The 21,635-nt window shown below is 40.8% G+C and carries 20 protein-coding genes; all 20 read left to right on the forward strand.

The genetic code is table 11. The features are described from left to right. Positions 1 to 153 precede the first annotated feature (153 nt). Positions 154 to 885: a 30S ribosomal protein S2 gene (gene rpsB, locus ACRYKC_RS08390; protein ID WP_433806287.1), complete on the forward strand. Its 732-nt coding sequence runs from the start codon at positions 154 to 156 to the stop codon at positions 883 to 885. Positions 886 to 1,021: 136 nt separating this feature from the next. Then, positions 1,022 to 1,906, forward strand: coding sequence for a translation elongation factor Ts (tsf, locus tag ACRYKC_RS08395; protein WP_433806288.1), 885 nt, complete (start codon positions 1,022 to 1,024; stop codon positions 1,904 to 1,906). A gap of 115 nt (positions 1,907 to 2,021) precedes the next feature. Next, positions 2,022 to 2,744 (forward strand): UMP kinase, encoded by a 723-nt coding sequence (pyrH, locus tag ACRYKC_RS08400; RefSeq protein ID WP_433806289.1) that lies wholly within the window; start codon positions 2,022 to 2,024, stop codon positions 2,742 to 2,744. A 2-nt stretch (positions 2,745 to 2,746) separates the two neighbouring features. Then, entirely contained in the window at positions 2,747 to 3,304 is a 558-nt protein-coding gene (gene frr, locus ACRYKC_RS08405; protein ID WP_433806290.1) for a ribosome recycling factor, read from the forward strand. Positions 3,305 to 3,604: 300 nt separating this feature from the next. Next, positions 3,605 to 4,372, forward strand: a complete 768-nt coding sequence (gene uppS / locus ACRYKC_RS08410; RefSeq protein ID WP_433806291.1) for an undecaprenyl pyrophosphate synthase — start codon at positions 3,605 to 3,607, stop codon at positions 4,370 to 4,372. A gap of 12 nt (positions 4,373 to 4,384) precedes the next feature. After that, a complete protein-coding gene (locus tag ACRYKC_RS08415) occupies positions 4,385 to 5,191 on the forward strand; it encodes a phosphatidate cytidylyltransferase (protein ID WP_433806292.1) in 807 nt (268 codons plus the stop codon). Positions 5,192 to 5,209: 18 nt separating this feature from the next. After that, positions 5,210 to 6,355 (forward strand): 1-deoxy-D-xylulose-5-phosphate reductoisomerase, encoded by a 1,146-nt coding sequence (gene dxr / locus ACRYKC_RS08420; RefSeq protein ID WP_433806293.1) that lies wholly within the window; start codon positions 5,210 to 5,212, stop codon positions 6,353 to 6,355. A 16-nt stretch (positions 6,356 to 6,371) separates the two neighbouring features. Beyond that, a complete protein-coding gene (gene rseP, locus ACRYKC_RS08425) occupies positions 6,372 to 7,628 on the forward strand; it encodes an RIP metalloprotease RseP (protein ID WP_433806294.1) in 1,257 nt (418 codons plus the stop codon). 91 nt (positions 7,629 to 7,719) lie between these two features. Then, on the forward strand, positions 7,720 to 9,423 hold the full coding sequence (locus tag ACRYKC_RS08430; protein ID WP_433806295.1) for a proline--tRNA ligase: 1,704 nt from the start codon (positions 7,720 to 7,722) through the stop codon (positions 9,421 to 9,423). 90 nt (positions 9,424 to 9,513) lie between these two features. Beyond that, a complete protein-coding gene (locus ACRYKC_RS08435; protein ID WP_433806296.1) occupies positions 9,514 to 13,806 on the forward strand; it encodes a PolC-type DNA polymerase III in 4,293 nt (1,430 codons plus the stop codon). A 378-nt stretch (positions 13,807 to 14,184) separates the two neighbouring features. Then, the gene (rimP, locus tag ACRYKC_RS08440) at positions 14,185 to 14,658 is read left to right on the forward strand and encodes a ribosome maturation factor RimP (RefSeq protein WP_433806297.1); all 474 of its coding nucleotides are present in this window, start codon (positions 14,185 to 14,187) and stop codon (positions 14,656 to 14,658) included. 14 nt (positions 14,659 to 14,672) lie between these two features. Continuing rightward, positions 14,673 to 15,779, forward strand: a complete 1,107-nt coding sequence (nusA, locus tag ACRYKC_RS08445) for a transcription termination factor NusA (RefSeq protein WP_433806298.1) — start codon at positions 14,673 to 14,675, stop codon at positions 15,777 to 15,779. A gap of 15 nt (positions 15,780 to 15,794) precedes the next feature. Beyond that, a complete protein-coding gene (rnpM, locus tag ACRYKC_RS08450; RefSeq protein ID WP_433806299.1) occupies positions 15,795 to 16,070 on the forward strand; it encodes an RNase P modulator RnpM in 276 nt (91 codons plus the stop codon). Continuing rightward, positions 16,067 to 16,381 (forward strand): YlxQ family RNA-binding protein, encoded by a 315-nt coding sequence (locus tag ACRYKC_RS08455; RefSeq protein WP_433806300.1) that lies wholly within the window; start codon positions 16,067 to 16,069, stop codon positions 16,379 to 16,381. Before rnpM ends, ACRYKC_RS08455 begins: the two co-directional genes overlap by 4 nt. A 4-nt stretch (positions 16,382 to 16,385) precedes the next feature. Further along, a complete protein-coding gene (gene infB, locus ACRYKC_RS08460; protein ID WP_433806301.1) occupies positions 16,386 to 18,446 on the forward strand; it encodes a translation initiation factor IF-2 in 2,061 nt (686 codons plus the stop codon). Then, positions 18,443 to 18,721, forward strand: coding sequence for a DUF503 domain-containing protein (locus ACRYKC_RS08465; protein ID WP_433806302.1), 279 nt, complete (start codon positions 18,443 to 18,445; stop codon positions 18,719 to 18,721). The genes infB and ACRYKC_RS08465 overlap by 4 nt, the downstream gene beginning before the upstream one ends. A gap of 161 nt (positions 18,722 to 18,882) precedes the next feature. After that, the gene (rbfA, locus tag ACRYKC_RS08470; RefSeq protein ID WP_085029931.1) at positions 18,883 to 19,236 is read left to right on the forward strand and encodes a 30S ribosome-binding factor RbfA; all 354 of its coding nucleotides are present in this window, start codon (positions 18,883 to 18,885) and stop codon (positions 19,234 to 19,236) included. Positions 19,237 to 19,308: 72 nt separating this feature from the next. After that, positions 19,309 to 20,205, forward strand: a complete 897-nt coding sequence (gene truB, locus ACRYKC_RS08475) for a tRNA pseudouridine(55) synthase TruB (RefSeq protein ID WP_433806588.1) — start codon at positions 19,309 to 19,311, stop codon at positions 20,203 to 20,205. Between the two features lie 27 nt (positions 20,206 to 20,232). Then, a complete protein-coding gene (gene ribF / locus ACRYKC_RS08480) occupies positions 20,233 to 21,174 on the forward strand; it encodes a riboflavin biosynthesis protein RibF (protein WP_433806303.1) in 942 nt (313 codons plus the stop codon). A gap of 127 nt (positions 21,175 to 21,301) precedes the next feature. Further along, complete coding sequence (gene rpsO, locus ACRYKC_RS08485) at positions 21,302 to 21,571, forward strand: 30S ribosomal protein S15 (RefSeq protein ID WP_433806304.1); 270 nt, start codon at positions 21,302 to 21,304, stop codon at positions 21,569 to 21,571. Positions 21,572 to 21,635 lie beyond the last annotated feature (64 nt).

Raw genomic sequence — 21,635 nt, forward strand, 5'->3', positions numbered from 1 at the left:
GAACTTGAATGAAGCGCATGGTTATGGTATATTTACTGTCGGTGTCAATACACACGCCTTTGGATTCTTCTATAGGTTGCTCTAGTAAAGAGTTTGTAGAGGAAAATGATAAGGGCGGAGGATACTAAAATAAACCAAACAGGAGGAACTATAATGTCTGTAATTTCTATGAAACAGCTATTAGAAGCTGGTGTTCACTTTGGACACCAAACCCGTCGCTGGAATCCGAAGATGAAGAAGTATATCTTCACAGAGCGTAACGGAATTTACATCATCGACCTTCAAAAAACAGTTAAAAAGGTTGATGAAGCCTTTAACTACGTGAAAGATGTCGCTGCAAACGGCGGTAACATTCTTTTTGTAGGAACGAAGAAGCAAGCACAGGACACTGTCCGTGATGAAGCTACTCGTTGTGGCATGTACTACATCAACCAGCGTTGGTTGGGTGGAACACTTACTAACTTTGAAACGATCCGTAAGCGTATCAATCGTCTAAAAGATATTGAGCGCATGGAAGAAGACGGTACTTTCGACGTACTTCCTAAAAAAGAAGTTGTCGACATGCTTAAAGAAAAAGATCGTCTTGTTAAATTCCTAGGCGGAATCAAAGAAATGAATACTCTTCCAGATGCAATGTTTGTCATTGACCCTCGTAAAGAGCGCATTGCAATTGCTGAAGCACACAAACTAAACATTCCAGTAGTAGGAATCGTCGATACAAACTGTGATCCTGATGAAATCGATTATGTGATCCCAGCGAACGACGATGCAATCCGTGCTGTTAAATTGTTAACATCTAAAATGGCAGACGCTGTACTTGAAGCAAAACAAGGTGAAGAAACTGAAACAACTGAAGAAGCTGAAGTAGAGGCTGCTACTGAGTAAGATGACTTTTAAAGGTGATAAGGGGGTATACCTTTTATCACCTTTTTTAAAAACGAAAAGCTTTCAGAGAACTGCTTCTCCTGTTCTCTTTGGGCTAATCTTCACACATTCGTTTATTTAACAAGGAGGCTTTAAAATGGCTGTAAACGCTAAAATGGTAAAAGAACTTCGTGAAAAAACTGGTGCTGGAATGATGGACTGTAAAAAAGCACTGACTGAAACTGATGGAGACATGGAAAAAGCTGTTGACTGGCTTCGTGAGAAAGGAATCTCTAAAGCACAGAAGAAAGCTGACCGTATTGCTGCGGAAGGTTCTGCTGCAATTGAAATCTCCGGTAACACAGCTGTACTTTTTGAAGTGAACTGTGAAACTGACTTCGTTACAAAGAACGATCAGTTTAAAGCACTTCTTAAAGAGTTGGGTGAGCATCTTGTTTCCCAGAAACCAGCAACTGTTGAAGAAGCGCTTGAACAAAAACTTCATGGCGAAGGCGAAGTTCTAAGCAGCTATATCACAGACATCGTCGCGAAAATCGGAGAGAAAATTTCTCTTCGCCGCTTCGTAATCAAAGAGAAAACAGACAACGACGCTTTTGGTGCTTACCTTCACATGGGTGGTAACATCGGAGTCCTTACAGTACTAGAAGGTTCTACTGACGAGCAAGCAGCTAAAGATGTTGCTATGCACGTAGCAGCCGTTAACCCTCGATATGTATCTAGTGATGAAATTCCTGAAGAAGAAGCAAACGCAGAGCGCGAAATGCTTAAGACTCAAGCGATGAATGAAGGAAAACCTGAAAACATCGTTGAAAAAATGGTAGAAGGTCGTATGAATAAGTTTTACGAAGAAGTTTGCTTGCTGCAACAAAGTTTCGTAAAAGACCCAGACCAAAAAGTGAAGAAATTCGTTGAGTCTAAAGGTGGAACAATCACTGGATTCAGCCGTTTCGAAGTTGGCGAAGGCATGGAAAAACGTGAAGAAAACTTCGCTGATGAAGTAATGAACCAAGTTAAAAAATAATGATGGTTTGGTATAGGGGACACCACGTGCGTGTTCCCTATTTTCAAAAATGATGCTACATAGCACACTTTACAACTAGTAGCAGGACTACACAGCAAACACACGGGAGGTTACTATGACTACTGCTCGCTATCGTCGAATTGTACTGAAACTAAGTGGTGAAGCCTTAAGTGGTGAAGCTGGTTTCGGACTAGAACCAAGTATTATCCAATCTGTTTCACGCCAAGTAAAAGAAGTTGCCGAACTCGGTGTTGAAGTTGCCGTAGTTGTCGGAGGCGGCAATATTTGGCGAGGAAAAGTTGGAAGCGAAATGGGAATGGATCGGGCTAACGCCGATTATATGGGAATGTTAGCTACCGTAATGAACTCTCTGGCACTCCAGGACAGTTTAGAAAACCAGGGCATTCCAACCCGTGTTCAAACCTCTATAGAGATGAGACAAGTAGCAGAACCATACATTCGTAGGAAAGCTATTCGCCATTTAGAAAAGAAACGCGTTGTTATCTTCGCAGCGGGTACGGGGAATCCGTATTTCTCTACAGATACAACTGCTGCACTGAGAGCGGCTGAAATAGAAGCCGATGTCATTCTTATGGCGAAAAACAATGTGGATGGTGTTTATACGGATGATCCTAAGATCAATGAAGACGCTAAGAAATATGACCAACTTTCCTACATGGAAGTTTTAAATGAAGGATTAGGTGTCATGGATTCAACTGCATCTTCATTATGTATGGACAACGACATTGATTTATTGGTATTCTCTATTACAGAAGAAGGTAATATCAAAAAGGCCGTAATGGGCGAAAATATTGGAACCATTGTAAGGGGGAAATAATCATGTCTGATGCCGTGATTAATGAAACAAAACAACAAATGGAACAAGCTGTTCAAGCTTTTTCTCGTCAGCTTGCTACTGTAAGAGCAGGTCGCGCTAATCCTTCTATTTTGGATAATGTTTATGTGGATTATTATGGTGCTGCTACACCTCTCAATCAGCTTGCGCAAGTAGGGGCTCCTGAACCTCGTCTACTTGTCATCACGCCATATGATAAATCTGCGATCGCTGAGATCGAGAAAGCCATTCAAAAGGCTGATTTAGGTCTTTCACCATCCAGCGATGGAAATGTAGTGCGTATAAACATCCCTGCGTTGACTGAAGAACGTCGTAAAGACCTTTCTAAAGTAGTTGGCCGTTATTCTGAAGAAGCTAAAGTTCAAGTTCGTAACATCCGTCGTGATTCTAATGATCGTCTAAAAAAACTAGAAAAAAACGGGGAAATGACGGAAGATGATTTGAAGTCTTATCTTGAAGACGTTCAAAAGGCTACAGATGAGCATGTGGATAAGATCGACAAGCTTGCTAAAGCAAAAGAAGAAGAAATAATGGAAGTGTAATACGAAGAAGAACGATATGCCATAAGGTGTATAAAGCCGCGCTGTAGATGTTTGGCAGCGCGGCTTTTTATTTGCGAGTTGTATTCAAGAGTTTTAACCTTTCTCAATCTTTTAGACTCTATTGTTCCAACTATTGAAAAAGAGTCACACATCGGACATTATTTGGGCCTGCAGGTGGCAGGTTTGCCAAAATTTACTATGCTTTTCGTAATCATATTTACCTCTTTATGTAGGTGTGGGCATGTTGTAGGATTATAGTATATAATAGAAAGATGGAAGAAACGGACTGGAGGATTGAACATGCCAATCAAGTTTCCATTTACTAAAAACAAAAAACAGACATCATCGCAGCCTCTAGGCCTAGATTTTAATCATCTGCCAGAACACGTAGCGATTATTATGGACGGAAATGGACGATGGGCAAAAAATCGTGGGATGCCAAGGATCGCAGGTCATAAAGAAGGCATGAGTGTTGTCAAAAAAGTCGTGAGACACGCATCAGATATAGGACTAAAAGTTCTCACTTTGTATGCTTTCTCAACAGAAAATTGGAAACGTCCAAAAAATGAGGTAGACTTTTTAATGAAGCTGCCTGTCGATTTTTTAAATACATATTTGCCAGAACTCATTGAAAAAAATGTTCAAGTGCAAACCATCGGAGATTTTGAAGTGCTGCCACAGCACACTCAAAAAGCAGTAAATGAAGCTATTGAACGAACAAGAGATAACGATGGTCTTGTTTTAAATTTTGCTTTGAACTATGGAAGTCGCTTTGAAATGGTCAATGCAGTGAAGCAAATAGCCTCAAAAGTCAAACAGGGTGAACTCAATCCAGAGGAAATTAATGAAGATCTTTTTTCATCAGAGCTCTATACGAAAGATCTTATCGAGCCGGATTTGTTGATTCGGACAAGTGGTGAACAACGCCTGAGTAATTTTTTGCTATGGCAGCTGGCCTATGCCGAATTTTGGTTCACGGAAGTATACTGGCCGGATTTCGACGAAGGTCTTTTTGAGAAAGCACTGTACGACTATCAAAACCGTAAACGACGTTATGGTGGAGTGTAAGGGTGAAAGGATATGAAACAAAGGACAATAACCGCCGTAGTAGCGGCATTAATTTTTATACCTATTATTGTATCTGGAGGGTGGTTTTTTAAGCTCTTCGTTTACGTAATTGCGAGTATTGCTCTATTAGAATTGGTTAGAATGAAAAAAATCTCACGTTATTCTGTAGCTTCAGGTCTAGGCCTTTTACTTATGTGGGCCTTGATGTTTCCATACAAAGACCTCGCAGAGTATGGCATAGTAACTGAAAATTTGATTACTAAGTCCGAAATCACATTGCTGGCTGTACTAGTATTGCTCAGTTACACCGTTCTTGTTAAGAACCGCTTCACTTTCGATGATGCCGGTTTTTTACTAATATCTACGATCTATATTGGGATGGGTTTTCACTATTTAATCGAAACCCGAGTAGCTGAACAAGGTCTTAAATACTTGTTTTTCGCTCTTTTCGTAGTGTGGGCTACCGACACAGGTGCCTATCTTTTCGGAAGAGCTCTAGGAAAACATAAATTATGGCCTCAAATCAGTCCTAAAAAAACCATTGAGGGATCTGTAGGAGGAATTGTGCTGGCATGTGTGGTAGCCATTATCTTTCAGTTGGTTGCCCCTTTAAGTCATTCCATGCTGATCGTGCTTCTAGTAACGATTTTGGTTTCAATTGCTGGGCAAATTGGAGATTTGGTCGAGTCGGCATTCAAGAGACATTATGCTGTGAAGGATTCAGGGAAAATTTTACCTGGTCATGGAGGAGTGCTCGACCGTTTTGATAGTTTAATTTTCATTCTTCCTATCCTCCATCTCATTAATTTCATTTCTTAACTGTGAGGAGAGTGAACAATGAAACAAGTGGCTTTACTTGGTGCAACTGGGTCGATCGGCATTCAAACGCTGGACGTGATTCGGTTACATCCTGAAGAATTTTCATTATATGCAATGGCTTTCGGAAGAAACCTAGAAAAAGCACTGCCTCTTATTAAAGAATTTAAGCCCGAAATGATCGTGGTTCAAGATGAACCTACTAAAGAACATCTGCAAAGAGAGATCGACCATAGTCAAATTCTTATTGGCAGTGAAGGACTTATAGAAGCAAGTGTAGCAGATCCTGTAGATGTCGTCGTGAATGCTGTAATGGGTAGTATTGGCCTTCCAGCTACATTAAAAGCTATTCAGGCGAAAAAGCTTATTGCCATCGCCAACAAAGAAACGCTAGTAACGGCTGGACATCTTGTTATGCAAGAAGCTAAAAAACACAGTGTTGAATTACTACCGGTGGATAGTGAGCATTCAGCCATTTATCAATCTCTAAATGGAGAAAACAAAAAAGACATCCACAAATTAATCATTACCGCCTCCGGTGGAAGTTTCCGAGACAAAAGAAGAGAGGAACTTGTTGGAGTGACGGTTAAAGATGCGTTAAATCACCCAAACTGGAGTATGGGCGCGAAAATTACGATAGATTCCGCTTCTATGATGAATAAGGGTTTGGAAGTTGTTGAGGCTCACTGGCTTTTTGATGTACCTTACGACCAAATTCATGTTATTCTTCATAGAGAAAGTGTCATTCATTCTATGGTTGAGTATGTAGATCGAAGTGTGATGGCCCAACTGGGGACTCCGGATATGAAAGTTCCAATTCAATATGCTTTAACTTACCCTAACCGTTTAGACTTGCCGATTACGAAACAGCTCGATCTAGAAGAGATAGCGACATTACATTTTGAGAAAATGGATATGGAACGTTTTCCTTGTTTGCGTATGGCTTATGAGGCAGGACGCTCAGGCGGTTCAATGACTACAGTATTGAATGCAGCTAATGAAGAAGCTGTTCAGTTGTTCCTGGAAGAAAAAATTTCGTTTTTAGAGATTGAAAAATTGATTGAACGAGCACTTGAAAGTCATGACCGTATTCATAACCCAGACTTGTCTACCATACTTTCTATTGATGAGGAAACTAGAAAACGCGTCCGTTTCCATTTAACCTAAAAGGAAGGTGCTTCATTTGACTACAGTGATTGCATTTATACTCATGTTCGGCCTTTTGGTGTTTGTCCATGAGTGGGGGCATCTCATTTTTGCCAAACGAGCAGGTATGCTTGCTCGTGAATTTGCAATTGGTTTCGGGCCAAAAATATTTGCTTTCACAAAAAATGAAACATTGTACACGATCCGATTGTTGCCGATTGGAGGCTATGTACGAGTAGCTGGAGAAGATCCAGAAATCATTGAACTGAAAGCAGGCCACCACATTGGATTAGAATTCAATGACGAAGGAAAAGTTAACCGCATTATTGTCAATAATAAGTCTAAACACCCCCATGCTCGTGTTATAGAAGTTGAGCGAGCAGATTTGGATCATAGACTCTTTATTGAAGGATATGAGATTGACGAAGATGAAAAGCTATTTTTTGAAGTTGATCCTAAAGCGATGTTCGTCATGGACGAAAAAGAAACACAAATTGCACCCTATGATCGACAGTTTGCATCGAAGTCTGTCCCTCAAAGAGCCATGCAGCTTTTTGCAGGACCCTTGATGAACTTTTTATTAGCTATTCTCTTATTTATGATATTAGGTTTTATTCAAGGTGTACCGGCTGATGAAGCCAAACTGGGCGAAATTCAAGAGAACTCTCCAGCTGAAAAATCTGGTCTGATGGCAGGAGATGAAGTAGTAGCTGTAGATGGAGAATCTGTCAGCTCCTGGGAAGAGTTCACGATGATCGTTCAGAAACACCCTAATGAAGAAATTACACTGACTGTCGACCGTAATGGTCAGACAGAACAAATTCAAGTGACACCAGCATCGATTGAAGATCGCGAGCGTACGATTGGCCAGGTCGGAGTTGCCCGTGCATTTGAAGATTCATTCGCCAAAAAGTTAACCTTCGGATTTACGCAAACTTATGAATGGTCAGCATTGATCCTTACGAACTTAGGTAAACTTGTTACTGGGCAGTTCTCATTAGACATGCTCTCTGGACCTGTCGGTATTTATGACGCAACAGATAAAGTCGTTCAGACAGGTTTAACGAACTTTATGATGTGGACGGCAATTTTGAGTATTAACTTAGGAATCGTCAATTTACTTCCTCTGCCAGCACTAGATGGTGGAAGATTATTATTTGTCGGTCTCGAGGGGGTACGAGGAAAGCCGATCGATCCACAAAAAGAAGGAATTGTTCATTTTATTGGCTTTGCATTACTTATGTTACTAATGCTCGTCGTTACTTGGAACGATATCCAACGATTATTCTTGTAAGATATTTGGGCTGGAAGCCGATTGAGACAACAGCTCTCCCTAGGCTTCCGGCTTGTTTTATTAAAAACTAAAAGAACTGAGGTGCTTGATTATGAAACAAAGTCAAATGCTAATTCCTACGTTGAAAGAAAATCCTGCCGATGCAGAAATAAAAAGTCACCAGCTCCTCGTTCGTGCTGGTTACATACGCCAAATTGCTTCAGGTATTTATAGCTTCCTGCCGATTGGAAGAAGAGTACTGAATAAAGTTGAAAATATTGTACGTGAAGAAATGGAGAAGATCGGTGCTCACGAAATGATTATGCCAGCACTTGAACCATCAGAATTGTGGAAAGAAACAGGCCGGTGGACAACGTTTGGTTCTGAATTGATGAGAATTAATGACCGACATCAGAGAGAATTTGCTTTAGGTGCTACTCATGAAGAAGTTATCACAAGCATTGTTCGTAACGAAGTGAAAAGCTATAAGCAGCTTCCACTAACGGTTTTCCAAATTCAAAATAAGTTCCGTGATGAAGCACGTCCGCGTTTCGGATTACTTCGTGGTAGGGAGTTTTTAATGAAAGATGCTTATTCATTTAATGATTCTTATGAAAGTCTTGATGAAACCTATCAAAAGATGTTCGATGCGTACTCAAACGTTTTCCGCCGCTGCGGATTGAACTTCCGTGCTGTTATTGCAGATTCCGGAGCAATGGGAGGAAAAGACACTCATGAGTTTATGGTGCTATCAGAGGTCGGAGAAGATGTAATAGCATACTCTGACACTTCACGTTATGCGGCAAACGTTGAGATGGCTCCTGTCGTAACCACATATGAAAAGTCATCAGAAGAACCAAAACCATTGGAAAAGGTTGAAACCCCAGATCAAAAAACTATGAAAGACGTAGCAGATTTCTTAGGTCATGAGCTGCATAAAGGTTTGAAATCTATTCTATTTAAAGTGGACGATCGTTTCGTAATGGTAGTCACACGAGGAGATCATGAAGTGAATGACGTTAAACTGAAAAATCTTTATGACGCAGACATGGTAGAATTGGCTACAGAAGAAGATTCAAGACGTTTGATCGGAGCAGGATTTGGTTCACTTGGACCAGTTAATGTACCAGACGAGGTCGATGTTGTAGCCGACTTTGCAGTTGAGGCCTTAGTGAATGTATCCTGTGGAGCAAATGAAGAAGGCTATCACTTTACTAATGCGACACCTGAAAGAGACTTTAAAGTTAATCAATACGCTGATCTACGGTTTATTCAAGAAGGAGATCCATCACCAGATGGAGAAGGAGAAATCGTCTTTGCCAGAGGTATTGAAGTTGGACATGTTTTCAAATTAGGAGAGTTTTATTCCGAAAGAATGAATGCCACTTTCCTCAACGATCAAGGAAAAGCGAAAACGATGATTATGGGATCTTATGGAATTGGAGTATCTAGGACATTGGCTGCGATTGTCGAGCAGTTCCATGATGAGCGTGGTATTACTTGGCCTGCAAATATTGCGCCTTTCCAAGTTCACCTGCTGTCTCTAAATCCGAAAAAAGCAGAACAGAAAGAGTTAGCAGATCAGTTATATGAAACATTGAAGCAAGCTGGTATTGATGTTTTATATGACGACCGTAAAGAAAGAGCTGGGGTGAAATTTGCTGATAGTGATCTATTCGGAGTCCCAATGCGAATTACTGTTGGAAAACGTGCTTCAGAAGGAATTGTCGAAGTAAAAGAACGTGCTACTGGAGATCAGAAAGATATAGACCAAAATGATATTGTAAAGTACGTTCGAGATTGGTACCAAGGCTAACTGTTTGTTCATAGATGAAATACCCTTGCTATAATAAAATAAGCAAGGGTATATTCATGACCAGGGATTGATTATAGAGGAGGAATCACATTGGGTGTAAGCAATCAGGAAAAAATGCATTATCTTTTGGAACAAATTCAGTTCCCCCAAGATCTGATTGAACCTCATTTTAAAGACAGCAGCATGAAAAAGCTAATAGTATTCAAGGAAAAGAAGTTGTGGCATTTCCATTTTCTCTTTCCAAAGCCGCTGCCGCCGTCTGTGTATGAGTTGTTTACAGCAAAGTTGACCTCTACGTTTCGTTCGATCGCAGAGGTCAACTGGACGATAGAAACAGATAAGAAAACATTGACTCCAGAGGAAATCGTTGAATATTGGCAAGGGTTTATTAAAACGATGACAAACTTAACCCCGAGCTACAAGGATTTACTCATGGAGCAAAAACCAGAAGTTAACGGAAATAAGATTATGTTAACTTGCAGAAACTTGGCAGAGAGTCACGCAGTCAAGAAGAAGTTAGAAGCACCTCTTCAGCAATTTTGTTCAAACGTAGGCTTGCCTGCACTGATGCTTTCCACTCAAGTGAAAGAAGAACAGGATCAGATTAAGAAGTTTCAGGAGGAAAGGCAAAAAGAGGATAAACTTCTTGTCCAACAAGCTGTGAAAGAGCAAGAAGAACGAGCGAAAGAAAAAGAAGATGATTCACCTAAAGGCCCCCTTGAAATTGGTTATAAAATTCAAGAGGATCCTGAGCCAATGGAGACAATTGAAGAAGAAGAACGTCGTAAGGTTGTTCAAGGGTACGTATTTGATGTTGAAGTAAAAGAACTGCGTTCCGGCAGGCATTTGCTTTTGTTAAAAGTAACGGATTATACCGACTCCTTCTCCATTAAGATGTTTTCTCGTGGTGATGATCATGCTGAGATGTTCAAGCATATGAAAAAAGGCATGTGGATCAAAGCCCGTGGCGGAATTCAAACGGATAACTTTACTAATGAACTTACAATGATGGCGAATGACATCAATGAAATTAAACCGAAGCTCCGCATGGATGAAGCCCCTGAGGGTGAAAGACGAATCGAACTTCACTCCCATACGACTATGAGCCAAATGGATGCGCCTGTTTCAGCGTCAAAACTGATCAGTAAAGCTGCCGAATGGGGTCATGAAGCCATCGCCATAACCGATCATGCAGTGGCTCAAGCCTATCCTGAAGCTCACTCTGCAGGGGAAAAGAACGGCATTAAGATAATTTATGGAGTTGAAGCAAATCTGGTTGATGACGGAGTGCCTATTGCGTACGAAGAGCAGGATAGAGTCTTAGAAGACGATGTTTATGTTGTATTCGACGTAGAAACCACTGGTTTGTCAGCAGTATATGATAAGATTATTGAGCTTGCGGCTGTAAAGGTAAAAGGTGGAGAAATTATAGATCGTTTTGAATCATTTGCTAATCCTCATCAGCCGTTATCTCAAACAACAATCGATCTTACTGGTATTACGGATGATATGGTAAAGGATGCTCCTGAGATTGAAGATGTATTAAAAGATTTCCATAGCTGGATGGAAAACGATATTCTTGTAGCTCACAACGCCAGCTTTGATATGGGGTTCTTGAATGCTGGTTTTCAAGCAATCGGTTATGAAAAATCTACGAACCCTGTTATTGATACTTTAGAATTAGCTCGGCTGCTAGTACCTGAGCTGAAGAATCATCGTTTAAATACACTTTGTAAGAAGTTTGATATCGAACTTACTCAGCACCACCGTGCGATTTATGATGCTGAAGCTACGGGGTATTTGTTATGGAAATTATTAAAGAAAGCTATTGAACGTGGCATTACGAACCATAAGAATCTTAATGATTACATGGGGGAAGGCAAAGCGTACCAGCGTTCGAGACCTTCCCACTGCACTCTATTAGCCGCGGATAGCACGGGGTTGAAAAATATTTACAAGTTAATCTCTGAGTCGCATGTGAATTATTTTTACAGAGTTCCAAGGATTCCGCGTTCACTTCTAAGTAAGCTTAGAGAAGGGATACTTGTTGGTTCCGGCTGCGATAAAGGTGAAGTATTTGAAACCATGATGCAAAAATCAGAGGAAGAAGCTGAAAAAGTTGCTGAATTCTATGATTATATCGAAATACAGCCTCCCGGAAATTATTATCATTTGATGGAAAAAGATCTAGTGCAAAATGAAGCGCAAATTTACGATATTTTAAAAAGATTAGTTGCCATGGGTGAACGGCTAGGTAAAACCGTCGTTGCTACAGGAAATACCCATTATGTAGAGAAGCACGAGCGTCAGTATCGTCAAATATTGATTTCCTCTCAGAATGGAAACCCGTTGAACCGGCAAACGTTACCTCAGGTTCATTTTAAAACGACAAATGAAATGATCGAAGAGCTATCTTTCCTTGGAAAGGATAAAGCGAAGGAGCTTGTGGTCACGAACACCCATAAGGTTGCTAATCAAATCGGTGCAGTGACACCGGTTAAAGAAGACCTCTTCACTCCTAATATTGAAGGTGCTGATCAGGAGATACGTGAGATGTCTTACAGCAAAGCGAAGAGTATTTATGGAGATCCGCTGCCGGAGCTTGTGGAAAAACGGTTGGAAAAAGAACTGGACAGTATTATAGGACATGGATTCGCGGTTATTTACCTGATCTCTCAAAAACTTGTAACGAAATCACTTGAAGATGGCTATTTAGTTGGTTCTCGAGGTTCAGTCGGTTCGTCTTTCGTCGCTACAATGACCGATATTACGGAAGTGAATCCGCTGCCTCCTCACTACGTTTGCCCATCCTGCCAATATCATGAGTTTTTTGATGATGGATCCGTAGGAAGCGGGTTTGACTTAAAAGAAAAAGAGTGCCCTGAATGCGGCACTGCGCTAAAAAAAGACGGGCAGGACATTCCGTTTGAAACTTTCCTGGGTTTTAAAGGGGATAAGGTTCCTGATATTGACTTGAACTTCTCAGGCGAATACCAGCCAAGAGCTCACAATTATACGAAGGCCTTGTTCGGAGAGGATAATGTCTTTCGTGCAGGAACCATTGGTACGATTGCGGAGAAGACGGCTTATGGTTATGTGAAAGGGTATGCCGGAGACAATCAGCTGCAATATAAAAATGCTGAAATTGACCGTTTGGTACAAGGTTGTACAGGAGTCAAGCGAACAACCGGTCAGCACCCTGGGGGCATTATTGTAGTTCCTGATGATATGGAGATCTTTGATTTCTCTCCGATTCAATTTCCGGCAGATGATACGAAATCAGAATGGCGTACTACGCACTTTGATTTTCATTCTATCCATGATAACTTGCTGAAACTTGATATTCTGGGACACGATGATCCTACTGTTATCCGTATGCTCCAAGACTTAAGTGGTATCGACCAAAAAGAGATTCCGGTTGACGACCCTGAAGTCATGAAGATCTTCAGTGGGCCAGAAGCTCTTGGAGTAACAGCTGATCAGATCATGTGTAAAACAGGGACCCTTGGCGTTCCTGAATTTGGGACACGGTTCGTAAGACAAATGCTTGAAGATACAAAACCAAGTACATTTGCTGAGCTTGTTATCATTTCAGGACTCTCTCACGGAACCGATGTATGGCTTGGAAATGCTGATCAATTAATTAATGATGGAATTTGTACGCTTCCGGAAGTAATCGGATGTCGTGACGATATTATGGTTTATCTTCTCCATAAAGGACTGGAACCTTCTCTAGCTTTTAAGATCATGGAATTTGTTCGTAAAGGTCGTGGCCTTCAGGATGAATGGATTGAAGAAATGAAAAAGCATGGAGTTCCGGATTGGTATATTGATTCATGTAAAAAGATCAAATATATGTTCCCGAAAGCTCACGCAGCTGCTTATGTCTTGATGGCCGTAAGGATAGCTTATTTCAAAGTCCATTATCCAATTTATTTTTACGCGGCTTACTTCACTGTTCGTGCTAGCGACTTTGAGCTTGAAACGATGGTGAAAGGCTCTGATGCGATCCGCAGTCGTTTAGAAGAGATTCAATCTAAGGGCCTTGATGCTACTCCTAAAGAAAAAAGTTTAATGACGGTCCTAGAACTTTCACTTGAGATGTGCGAACGTGGGTATAACTTTAAGAATGTTGACCTTTATGAATCCAGTGCTACGGACTTCCTTGTTGAGGGAAATGCACTCATTCCTCCTTTTAACGCAGTAGATGGGCTAGGTACGAACGCTGCCATTAACATTGTAAAAGCCCGTGAAGAAGGAGAATTTCTTTCCAAACAGGATTTAAGAGAGCGAAGCCGTATCTCAAAAACTGTACTGGAGTATCTTGATAATTTCGGCTGCCTTGAGGGAATGCCGGACGAAAACCAGCTCTCACTCTTTTAACCAAATGGTAAATTGTTATTTGAGTTTAGTCCCAATAATGAATAGGTATGACTCGTTACGTTTTTCATTTGTTGCATAATTAAAGCAACTATGGTATATTTTTTATGGTGACAAGAGCGATACGGAAGGCGGAAAGAGTGGGGCAACCCACTCTTTCGTCATATTCTACGCTGTATTTGGCAACGAAACTTTGATTCATGAGTGGCCTTTATGGCCTGAGGAACGAACCGCTATGATACTTGTCATAGCGGTTTCTCTTGGACTCTCAATAAAATGAAGATCCCTCTATAAGAAAAATACTTAAAATTAAATCCTTATCTGTATGTCATACTAAAACAACGATTAAATGGAGAAAATCGTAAAAAAGGAGGGAAGAGCATGAGTAATCATGTCGTTTCCGTTACGGAAAAGTTAGTTCAACCAATACTGGATGAAATGAATTTGGAACTTGTAGACGTTGAATACAAGAATGAAGGAAGTAACTGGTATTTACGCGTGTTTATTGACAAGCCAGGCGGAGTAGATATTGAAGAATGCGGTCAAGTGTCAGAACAGTTGAGTGAAAAGCTGGATGATGAAGATCCAATTGAAATTCCATACTTTTTGGAAGTCTCCTCTCCGGGAGCTGAGAGACCTCTAAAAAATCAGAAAGACTTTGAGAAATACGTAGGCGAATATGTATATATGAAGCTTTATGAGCCGGTTGATGGCGAGAAAGAATTTGAAGGTACGCTCGTTTCGTTCGAGAACGAGACGGCTGTTGTTGAGATAAAAATTAAAACACGTAAAAAACAATTAGAAGTTCCTTACAACAAAATTGCAAAAGCAAATCTAGCTGTCACGTTTAACTAAGGGGGAGAAAACTGTTGAGTAGTGAACTATTTGATGCCATGGATTATTTAGAAAAGGAAAAAGGCATCGACAAAAACTTGTTATTGGAAGCATTGGAAGCTGCATTGATTAGTGCTTACAAGAAAAACTTTAATTCGGCGACTAATGTACGGGTGGATATCAATGAAGACGAAGGAAGCATGAAGGTCTTTGCAAGAAAAACGATCGTAGAAGAGGTCATGGATCCTCAACAGGAGATTTCTTTGGAAGCTGCAAAAGAAGTTGATCCGAACTACGAAATCGAGGATGTTATTGAAGTAGAAGTAACACCGATGGACTTCGGAAGAATTGCTGCTCAAGCAGCAAAGCAAGTAGTAACTCAAAGGGTTCGGGAAGCTGAACGTGGAATTATTTATGGGGAGTATGTAGACCGCGAAGAAGATGTTATGACTGGAATTATCCAGCGTAAGGATCCAAGGTTTGTGTATGTAAACTTAGGAAAAATTGAAGCTAGGCTTCCTGAAGGTGAACAAATGCCTACAGAAACGTATGAAGTTCATGATCGTTTGAAAGTATTTGTTACAAAAGTTGAAAACAGTAATAAAGGTCCTCATATTTATGTGTCACGTACACACCCAGGGCTATTGAAGCGGTTATTTGAAATGGAAGTTCCTGAGATTTTTGATGGAACAGTAGAAGTGATGTCCGTGGCCCGTGAGGCGGGTGACCGTTCCAAGATTTCCGTATTTGCAGAGGACCAAGAGATCGATCCTGTAGGTTCATGTGTGGGACAGCGCGGTCAACGAGTGCAAGCGATCGTTAACGAATTAAAAGGTGAAAAGATCGATATCGTACAGTGGTCTGAGGATCCAGTTGAATACGTTTCTAATGCTTTGAGCCCATCAAAAGTGGTGGAAGTCCTAGTCAATGAGGAAGAAAAGGCCACTACAGTTATTGTTCCAGATTATCAATTATCATTGGCTATCGGTAAACGCGGACAGAATGCCCGTCTTGCCGCTAAGCTGACGGGCTGGAAAATCGATATCAAAAGTGAAAGCGAAGCCCGTGAGCAAGGCCTTCTAAATGAAGAGGAACCCATTGAGGAAGAGTATGAGTCTGACGAAGAATGGTCTGAAGAGTAAGGAGGGGGGAGAAAAATGTCCCGTTCTAAAAAGCAACCATTAAGAAAGTGTGTAGTTACTCAAGAAATGCTGCCTAAGAAACAATTAATCCGTGTCGTACGAAACAAAGAGGGAGAGGTTTTCGTAGATGAGACAGGGAAGAAAAATGGCAGAGGGGCTTACCTCACTAAAGATTTGGAAGTCATTGAAAAAGCTGAAAAACAACAGCTTCTTAATCGTCATCTGAATGCTCAGGTGGATACATCCATTTATGACGAGCTTAAGTCTAAAATTAAGGCAGAAAAAGCATGAGTGGGAGTTATTTAAATCTCATCGGTTTAGCGCTGAGAGCTGGAAAGTGTACGCTCGGAGAAGAAGCGATCGTCCGTGATATCCAAAAAAAGAAGGCTAAACTCGTACTCATTGCTGAAGACACAGGTAAACAAACAAAAAAGAAGCTAACAGATAAGTGTAGCTTTTATGATATACCTTGCTATATGGTTGATGATCGTGAAACGCTATCACAAGCCATCGGAAAGGCGGGGAGAGTCGCGATCGCAGTTCTTGACCAAGGATTTGCGAAAAAGTTGCAATCGCTACTCGATGAATCTATTCGGGGGTGAACATATGAGTAAATTACGCGTATATGAATATGCAAAGAAAAATGAACTAACAAGTAAACAAGTGATCAATAAATTGAATGAAATGAATGTTGAGGTATCCAACCATATGTCAACATTAGAAGAGGATGTAGCGACTAAATTGGACCAAGCATTCGGTAAAGGTAAGCAAACTTCTGAGAAATCACAGGCTAAGCCTAAAAAAGAAAACAAGCCTAAACAAAAGCAAAACAACTCAAAAAGTAAAAACCAAAAACAAAATCCAAAAAACACACAGAAGAACCAGCCTGCTCCAAAGAAACAGAAAAACCAAACACCAGAGAAGATCACTTATTCTGGTTCATTAACAGTGGGAGAGTTAGCTGAAAAACTGAACAAAGATTCTTCGGAGATCATTAAAAAACTCATGTTTCTTGGGGTTATGGCTACTAAAAACCAAGATCTTGATGCGGACTCCATTGAATTGATTTGTGAGGAGTTTGGCGTCGAAGTAGAAGAAGAAGTTGTTGTTGATGACACAGACATTGAAAACATGACCTTCGATGACGATCCTGAAGACTTGAAAGAACGACCAGCAGTTGTAACGATTATGGGCCACGTTGACCATGGTAAAACTACGCTTTTAGACCGGATTCGTGATACGAAGGTTACAGAAGGTGAAGCTGGTGGAATTACTCAGCACATTGGTGCGTACCAGGTTGAAGAAGATGGCAAGAAAATTACATTCCTTGATACTCCAGGACACGCAGCCTTCACTAGTATGCGTTCTCGCGGAGCACAGGTCACAGACATTGCTATCCTTGTAGTAGCGGCTGACGACGGAGTTATGCCTCAAACAAAAGAAGCAATCAGTCACGCAAAAGCAGCTGGAGTACCAATTATCGTTGCTGTCAATAAAATGGATAAAGAGGGTGCGAACCCAGATCGTGTCATGCAAGAATTGATGGAGTATGAATTAATTGCTGAAGATTACGGCGGGGAAACCATTTTTGTTAAAATGTCCGCTGTAAAAGGAGAAGGAATCGATGAGCTTCTTGAGATGATTGTATTAATATCAGAAATGGAAGAATTCAAAGCGAATCCTGATCGTCCTGCCTATGGTACTGTCATTGAAGCAGAACTAGACAAAGGACGTGGCCCAGTTGCCACGTTACTCGTTCAAAACGGTACGCTGAATGTCAGCGACTCCATAGTCGTAGGAAATACTTTTGGGCGTGTTCGTGCGATGGTAAATGACCTCGGACGCCGCGTGAAAGTAGCTGGACCGTCAACACCTGTAGAGATTACAGGACTCAATAATGTACCACAGGCTGGGGATCGTTTCTTAGTATTTGAAGATGAGAAGAAAGCTCGATCTGTAGGTGAGGCCCGTGCTCAAAAACAACTGGAGGAAAACCGTAGTGCTACGGCTAAAGTCAGCCTTGATGACCTGTTTGAACAAATCAAACAAGGAGATATTAAAGATATCAACTTGATTGTAAAAGCAGACGTACAAGGATCAGTTGAGGCTTTAGCAGGGTCTCTTGAAAAGATCGATGTGGAAGGTGTTAAAGTTAAAATCATCCACACTGGTGTAGGTGCGATTACAGAATCTGACGTTACTTTAGCTTCTGCTTCGAATGCTATAATCATTGGGTTTAACGTTCGACCAGATGGAAATGCTCGAAAAGCAGCGGAGTCAGAAGATGTAGAAATCCGTCTTCACAATATCATTTATAAAGTCATGGAAGAGATTGAAGCAGCTATGAAAGGAATGCTTGACCCAGAATATGAAGAGAAAATCATTGGTCAGGTTGAGGTTCGTGAAACCTTCAAAGTTTCTAAAATTGGTACCATCGCCGGTTCTTACGTTACAGAAGGCCGAGTAACTCGTAACGCTGGAATTCGCGTCATTCGTGAAGGTGTCGTGATTTATGAAGGTGAAATCGACGTTCTGAAACGTTTCAAAGACGATGTTAAAGAAGTTCAGCAGGGTTACGAGTGCGGAATTACGATTAAGAACTTCAATGATATTAAAATTGGAGATATTATTGAGCCATTTGAAATGCAGGAAGTTGAGCGTAAGTGATTCTCAGCGCAGAGGTGGAATGTATGATCTATGACGCCCAGTCGCTAAAAGAAAAACGCTCAGTTATTAAACGGGTGATTACGAGAATTCAAAACGATTTTAATGTATCTATTAGTGAATTAGACTATCAAAATTTATGGCAGCGTACGTGTTTCGGATTGGTGGTCGTTGCCAGTGATAAAGTCATAGCTGAACAAACCATTCAAAGAACACTGGCGTTCATTGATTCCTTTCCTGAACTTGAACGTACCGAGACAGTTTTAGAATGGCTATGATGGGATAAAGATGTTAAGTAAGAGCAAATAGAGCTGGACATTTTATGTCCGGCACCAGTGTCTGGCTTCGTCGCTTTGCGCTGCCGAGTTTGTATATCGGCTTATATAATAGTCTGCAGCGATGGGCTGGGCGCTTCTGCTTTTTAGAAGAGGTGAGAAACATGAATGATTTACGTGCTAATCGTGTCGGAGAGCAGATGAAAAAAGAGCTTAGTGATATCATCAGTAAAAAAATCAAAGATCCTCGTGTAGGCTTTGTCACAGTGACTGAAGTAAAAGTGACAGGTGACTTGCAACAGGCGAAGGTTTACATCTCTGTACTTGGTGATGATAAACAAAAACATGATACGCTTGTTGGTCTTGCAAAAGCTAAAGGTTTCATCCGTTCCGAAATTGGTCAGCGTATCCGCCTTCGTAAGACTCCTGAAATTATGTTCGAGTTTGATGAGGCGGTTGAAAGAGGAAATCGTATCGAGACGATTCTTCGTGACCTCAATGATACCGACACTGAATAGGATTAGAATCCGTGTCCATAGGGCACGGATTCTATCTGTGTTAAACTAATGATCAGTTTTGAGGTGAATGATATGGATGGTATTCTTCCTTTATGGAAACCTAAAGGGTTTACATCTCATGATTGTGTCAGTAAAACTCGAGGGATGTTAAGGACGAAAAAAGTGGGCCATACAGGAACTCTTGATCCAGATGTAGAAGGGGTTCTGCCACTTTGTGTAGGAAAGGCAACAAAAATTGTACCTTTCTTAACCGACACTGATAAAGTTTATGAAGCTACAGTCTCTCTCGGACATTCTACAACAACAGAGGATGCGACTGGGGAAATTGTTGATTTTAAAGAAGTGGATCGTAAGATTTCCATACATGAAGTAGAGAAATGCTTAGCTTCTTTTCAAGGTGAGGTTACTCAGGTCCCCCCTATGTACTCTGCGGTTAAGGTTAATGGAAAAAAACTGTATGAGTATGCACGAGAAGGAAAAGAAGTAGAACGACCAACTCGTCAAGTGATGATTAAAGAGATCGAATTAATGGATGAAGAAATTACTTTTCAAGATCCATCCGCTTCTTTCTCTATTCGTGTCGTATGTTCAAAGGGTACATATATACGTACATTGTGTGTTGATATAGGAAAGGCTTTAGGGTACCCTGCTCATATGTCTTTTCTTATCCGAACAAAAACTGGAGACATTTCAAAAGAAGATTGCTATACATTTGATGAGATCCAGAAAACTGTGGATGAAGGCAAACCCGATAGTTTGCTGTTACCGATTAGCAGAGGTTTAAATCATTTGAGCAGTTGGGAAATTGATGAAAAGATGAAGTCTTTAATTAAACATGGTCAGGTTCTCGAAACTCCAGACGAGATTTCCTACGCTCTATTTACAGTAAACTGCCAAGGTGAAGTCTTGGCAATTTATCAGAAACATCCTAACAAACCTGGATACATTAAACCCGTACGTGTGTTTTAATATTATGCAATAAAGCAGGTGAGTGAAGTGAAAACGTTCCGTCTATCGAGTAATTCGATAACTGAAGAGCTTAATCTTGATCCTAGCGTTACAGCTGTAGGGTTTTTCGACGGTATCCATAAGGGGCATCAGAAAGTTATTCAAACGGCCAAAGACAAAGCGGAGGAGTTAGAGCTGAAATGCGCTGTAATGACGTTTGACCCTCACCCTTCAGTCGTATTGAAAAAAAGTAAACAGCAAGCTTATTACATTACACCTTTATCCCAAAAAGAAGAACTACTAGAAAGAATAGGAGTAGATTACCTCTTTGTTGTTACTTTTGATACTTCCCTGGCCAACCTATCCCCCCAGCAATTTGTCGATGACTTTTTTGTAAGACTCAACGTCAGTCACGTTGTCGCTGGGTTTGATTTTAGCTATGGACATATGGGGAAAGGCAATATGTCTGATCTTCCTGAGTACGCAAAGGGGCGTTTTGGACAGACGGTGATTTCAAAAGTGGAAAAAGACGAAGAAAAGGTGAGCTCTACAAGAATCCGTAGTTTGTTGGATGACGGTGAGGTAGCTGAAGTCAATGAATTATTAGGGCGAAGTTATTCAGTTAAAGGCTCCGTGGTAAAAGGAGACCAACGAGGAAGAACCATCGGTTATCCAACAGCTAATATAGAAGTGAATGAAAACTATTATCTTCCTAAAGTTGGCGTCTATGCTGTGAGTGTCCAGTTTGATGGGGAAGTCTATTATGGAATGGCTAATTTAGGCTATAAACCAACATTTATTGAACAAGCGGATACGCCTTCCCTGGAGGTTCACTTATTTGATGTATCGCAAGACCTCTATGGCAGATCTATGACTGTTTACTTTCACCAGATGATTAGAGAAGAAAGAAAGTTTAGTGGGGTTGAAGAAGTAAAGCAGCAATTGGAAAAGGATGAAACTCATATTCGTGAATTTTTTCGCATAGGATAAAGGTTCCCCTTGCATTTTCCCTCTAAAAATTGTACGCTTTAATATGGAACCTTCGCTTGGCGGAACGAGACTCCGGCGTCCGCTAGGGGAAAGGGAATTCTAAATTTTATTAGGAGGTGTAGCTATAATGGCTATCACACAAGAACGTAAACAAGAATTAATTAATGAGTACAAAACTCATGAGAATGACACTGGTTCTCCAGAAGTACAGATCGCTGTACTAACTGAGCAAATCACTTCTTTGAATGAACACCTGCGTGCACACAAGCAGGATCACCATTCTCGTCGTGGATTGCTTAAAATGGTAGGTAAGCGTCGTAACCTATTGAACTACCTTCGTAATAAAGACATTACACGTTACCGTGAGTTAATTAAAAGCCTTGGCTTGCGTCGTTAATGTATGTGAAAAAGCGGGAGTATTCCCGCTTTTTCTGTATGTTTACATACATAAGGGTGTAAAC

The organism is Halobacillus sp. A1-3, assembly GCF_050971765.1.
GTDB lineage: Bacteria > Bacillota > Bacilli > Bacillales > Halobacillaceae > Halobacillus > Halobacillus mangrovi_B.

What these genes read in the sequence shown, in the direction of transcription:
- frr (WP_433806290.1), top strand. Translation starts at nt 2,747, where the DNA reads ATGTCTGATGCCGTGATTAATGAAACAAAACAACAAATGGAACAAGCT.
- ACRYKC_RS08415 (WP_433806292.1), top strand. Translation starts at nt 4,385, where the DNA reads ATGAAACAAAGGACAATAACCGCCGTAGTAGCGGCATTAATTTTTATA.
- rpsO (WP_433806304.1), top strand. Translation starts at nt 21,302, where the DNA reads ATGGCTATCACACAAGAACGTAAACAAGAATTAATTAATGAGTACAAA.
- ACRYKC_RS08430 (WP_433806295.1), top strand. Translation starts at nt 7,720, where the DNA reads ATGAAACAAAGTCAAATGCTAATTCCTACGTTGAAAGAAAATCCTGCC.
- infB (WP_433806301.1), top strand. Translation starts at nt 16,386, where the DNA reads ATGAGTAAATTACGCGTATATGAATATGCAAAGAAAAATGAACTAACA.
- ACRYKC_RS08455 (WP_433806300.1), top strand. Translation starts at nt 16,067, where the DNA reads ATGAGTGGGAGTTATTTAAATCTCATCGGTTTAGCGCTGAGAGCTGGA.
- truB (WP_433806588.1), top strand. Translation starts at nt 19,309, where the DNA reads ATGGATGGTATTCTTCCTTTATGGAAACCTAAAGGGTTTACATCTCAT.
- dxr (WP_433806293.1), top strand. Translation starts at nt 5,210, where the DNA reads ATGAAACAAGTGGCTTTACTTGGTGCAACTGGGTCGATCGGCATTCAA.
- rbfA (WP_085029931.1), top strand. Translation starts at nt 18,883, where the DNA reads ATGAATGATTTACGTGCTAATCGTGTCGGAGAGCAGATGAAAAAAGAG.
- tsf (WP_433806288.1), top strand. Translation starts at nt 1,022, where the DNA reads ATGGCTGTAAACGCTAAAATGGTAAAAGAACTTCGTGAAAAAACTGGT.
- uppS (WP_433806291.1), top strand. Translation starts at nt 3,605, where the DNA reads ATGCCAATCAAGTTTCCATTTACTAAAAACAAAAAACAGACATCATCG.
- rimP (WP_433806297.1), top strand. Translation starts at nt 14,185, where the DNA reads ATGAGTAATCATGTCGTTTCCGTTACGGAAAAGTTAGTTCAACCAATA.
- pyrH (WP_433806289.1), top strand. Translation starts at nt 2,022, where the DNA reads ATGACTACTGCTCGCTATCGTCGAATTGTACTGAAACTAAGTGGTGAA.
- rpsB (WP_433806287.1), top strand. Translation starts at nt 154, where the DNA reads ATGTCTGTAATTTCTATGAAACAGCTATTAGAAGCTGGTGTTCACTTT.
- rnpM (WP_433806299.1), top strand. Translation starts at nt 15,795, where the DNA reads ATGTCCCGTTCTAAAAAGCAACCATTAAGAAAGTGTGTAGTTACTCAA.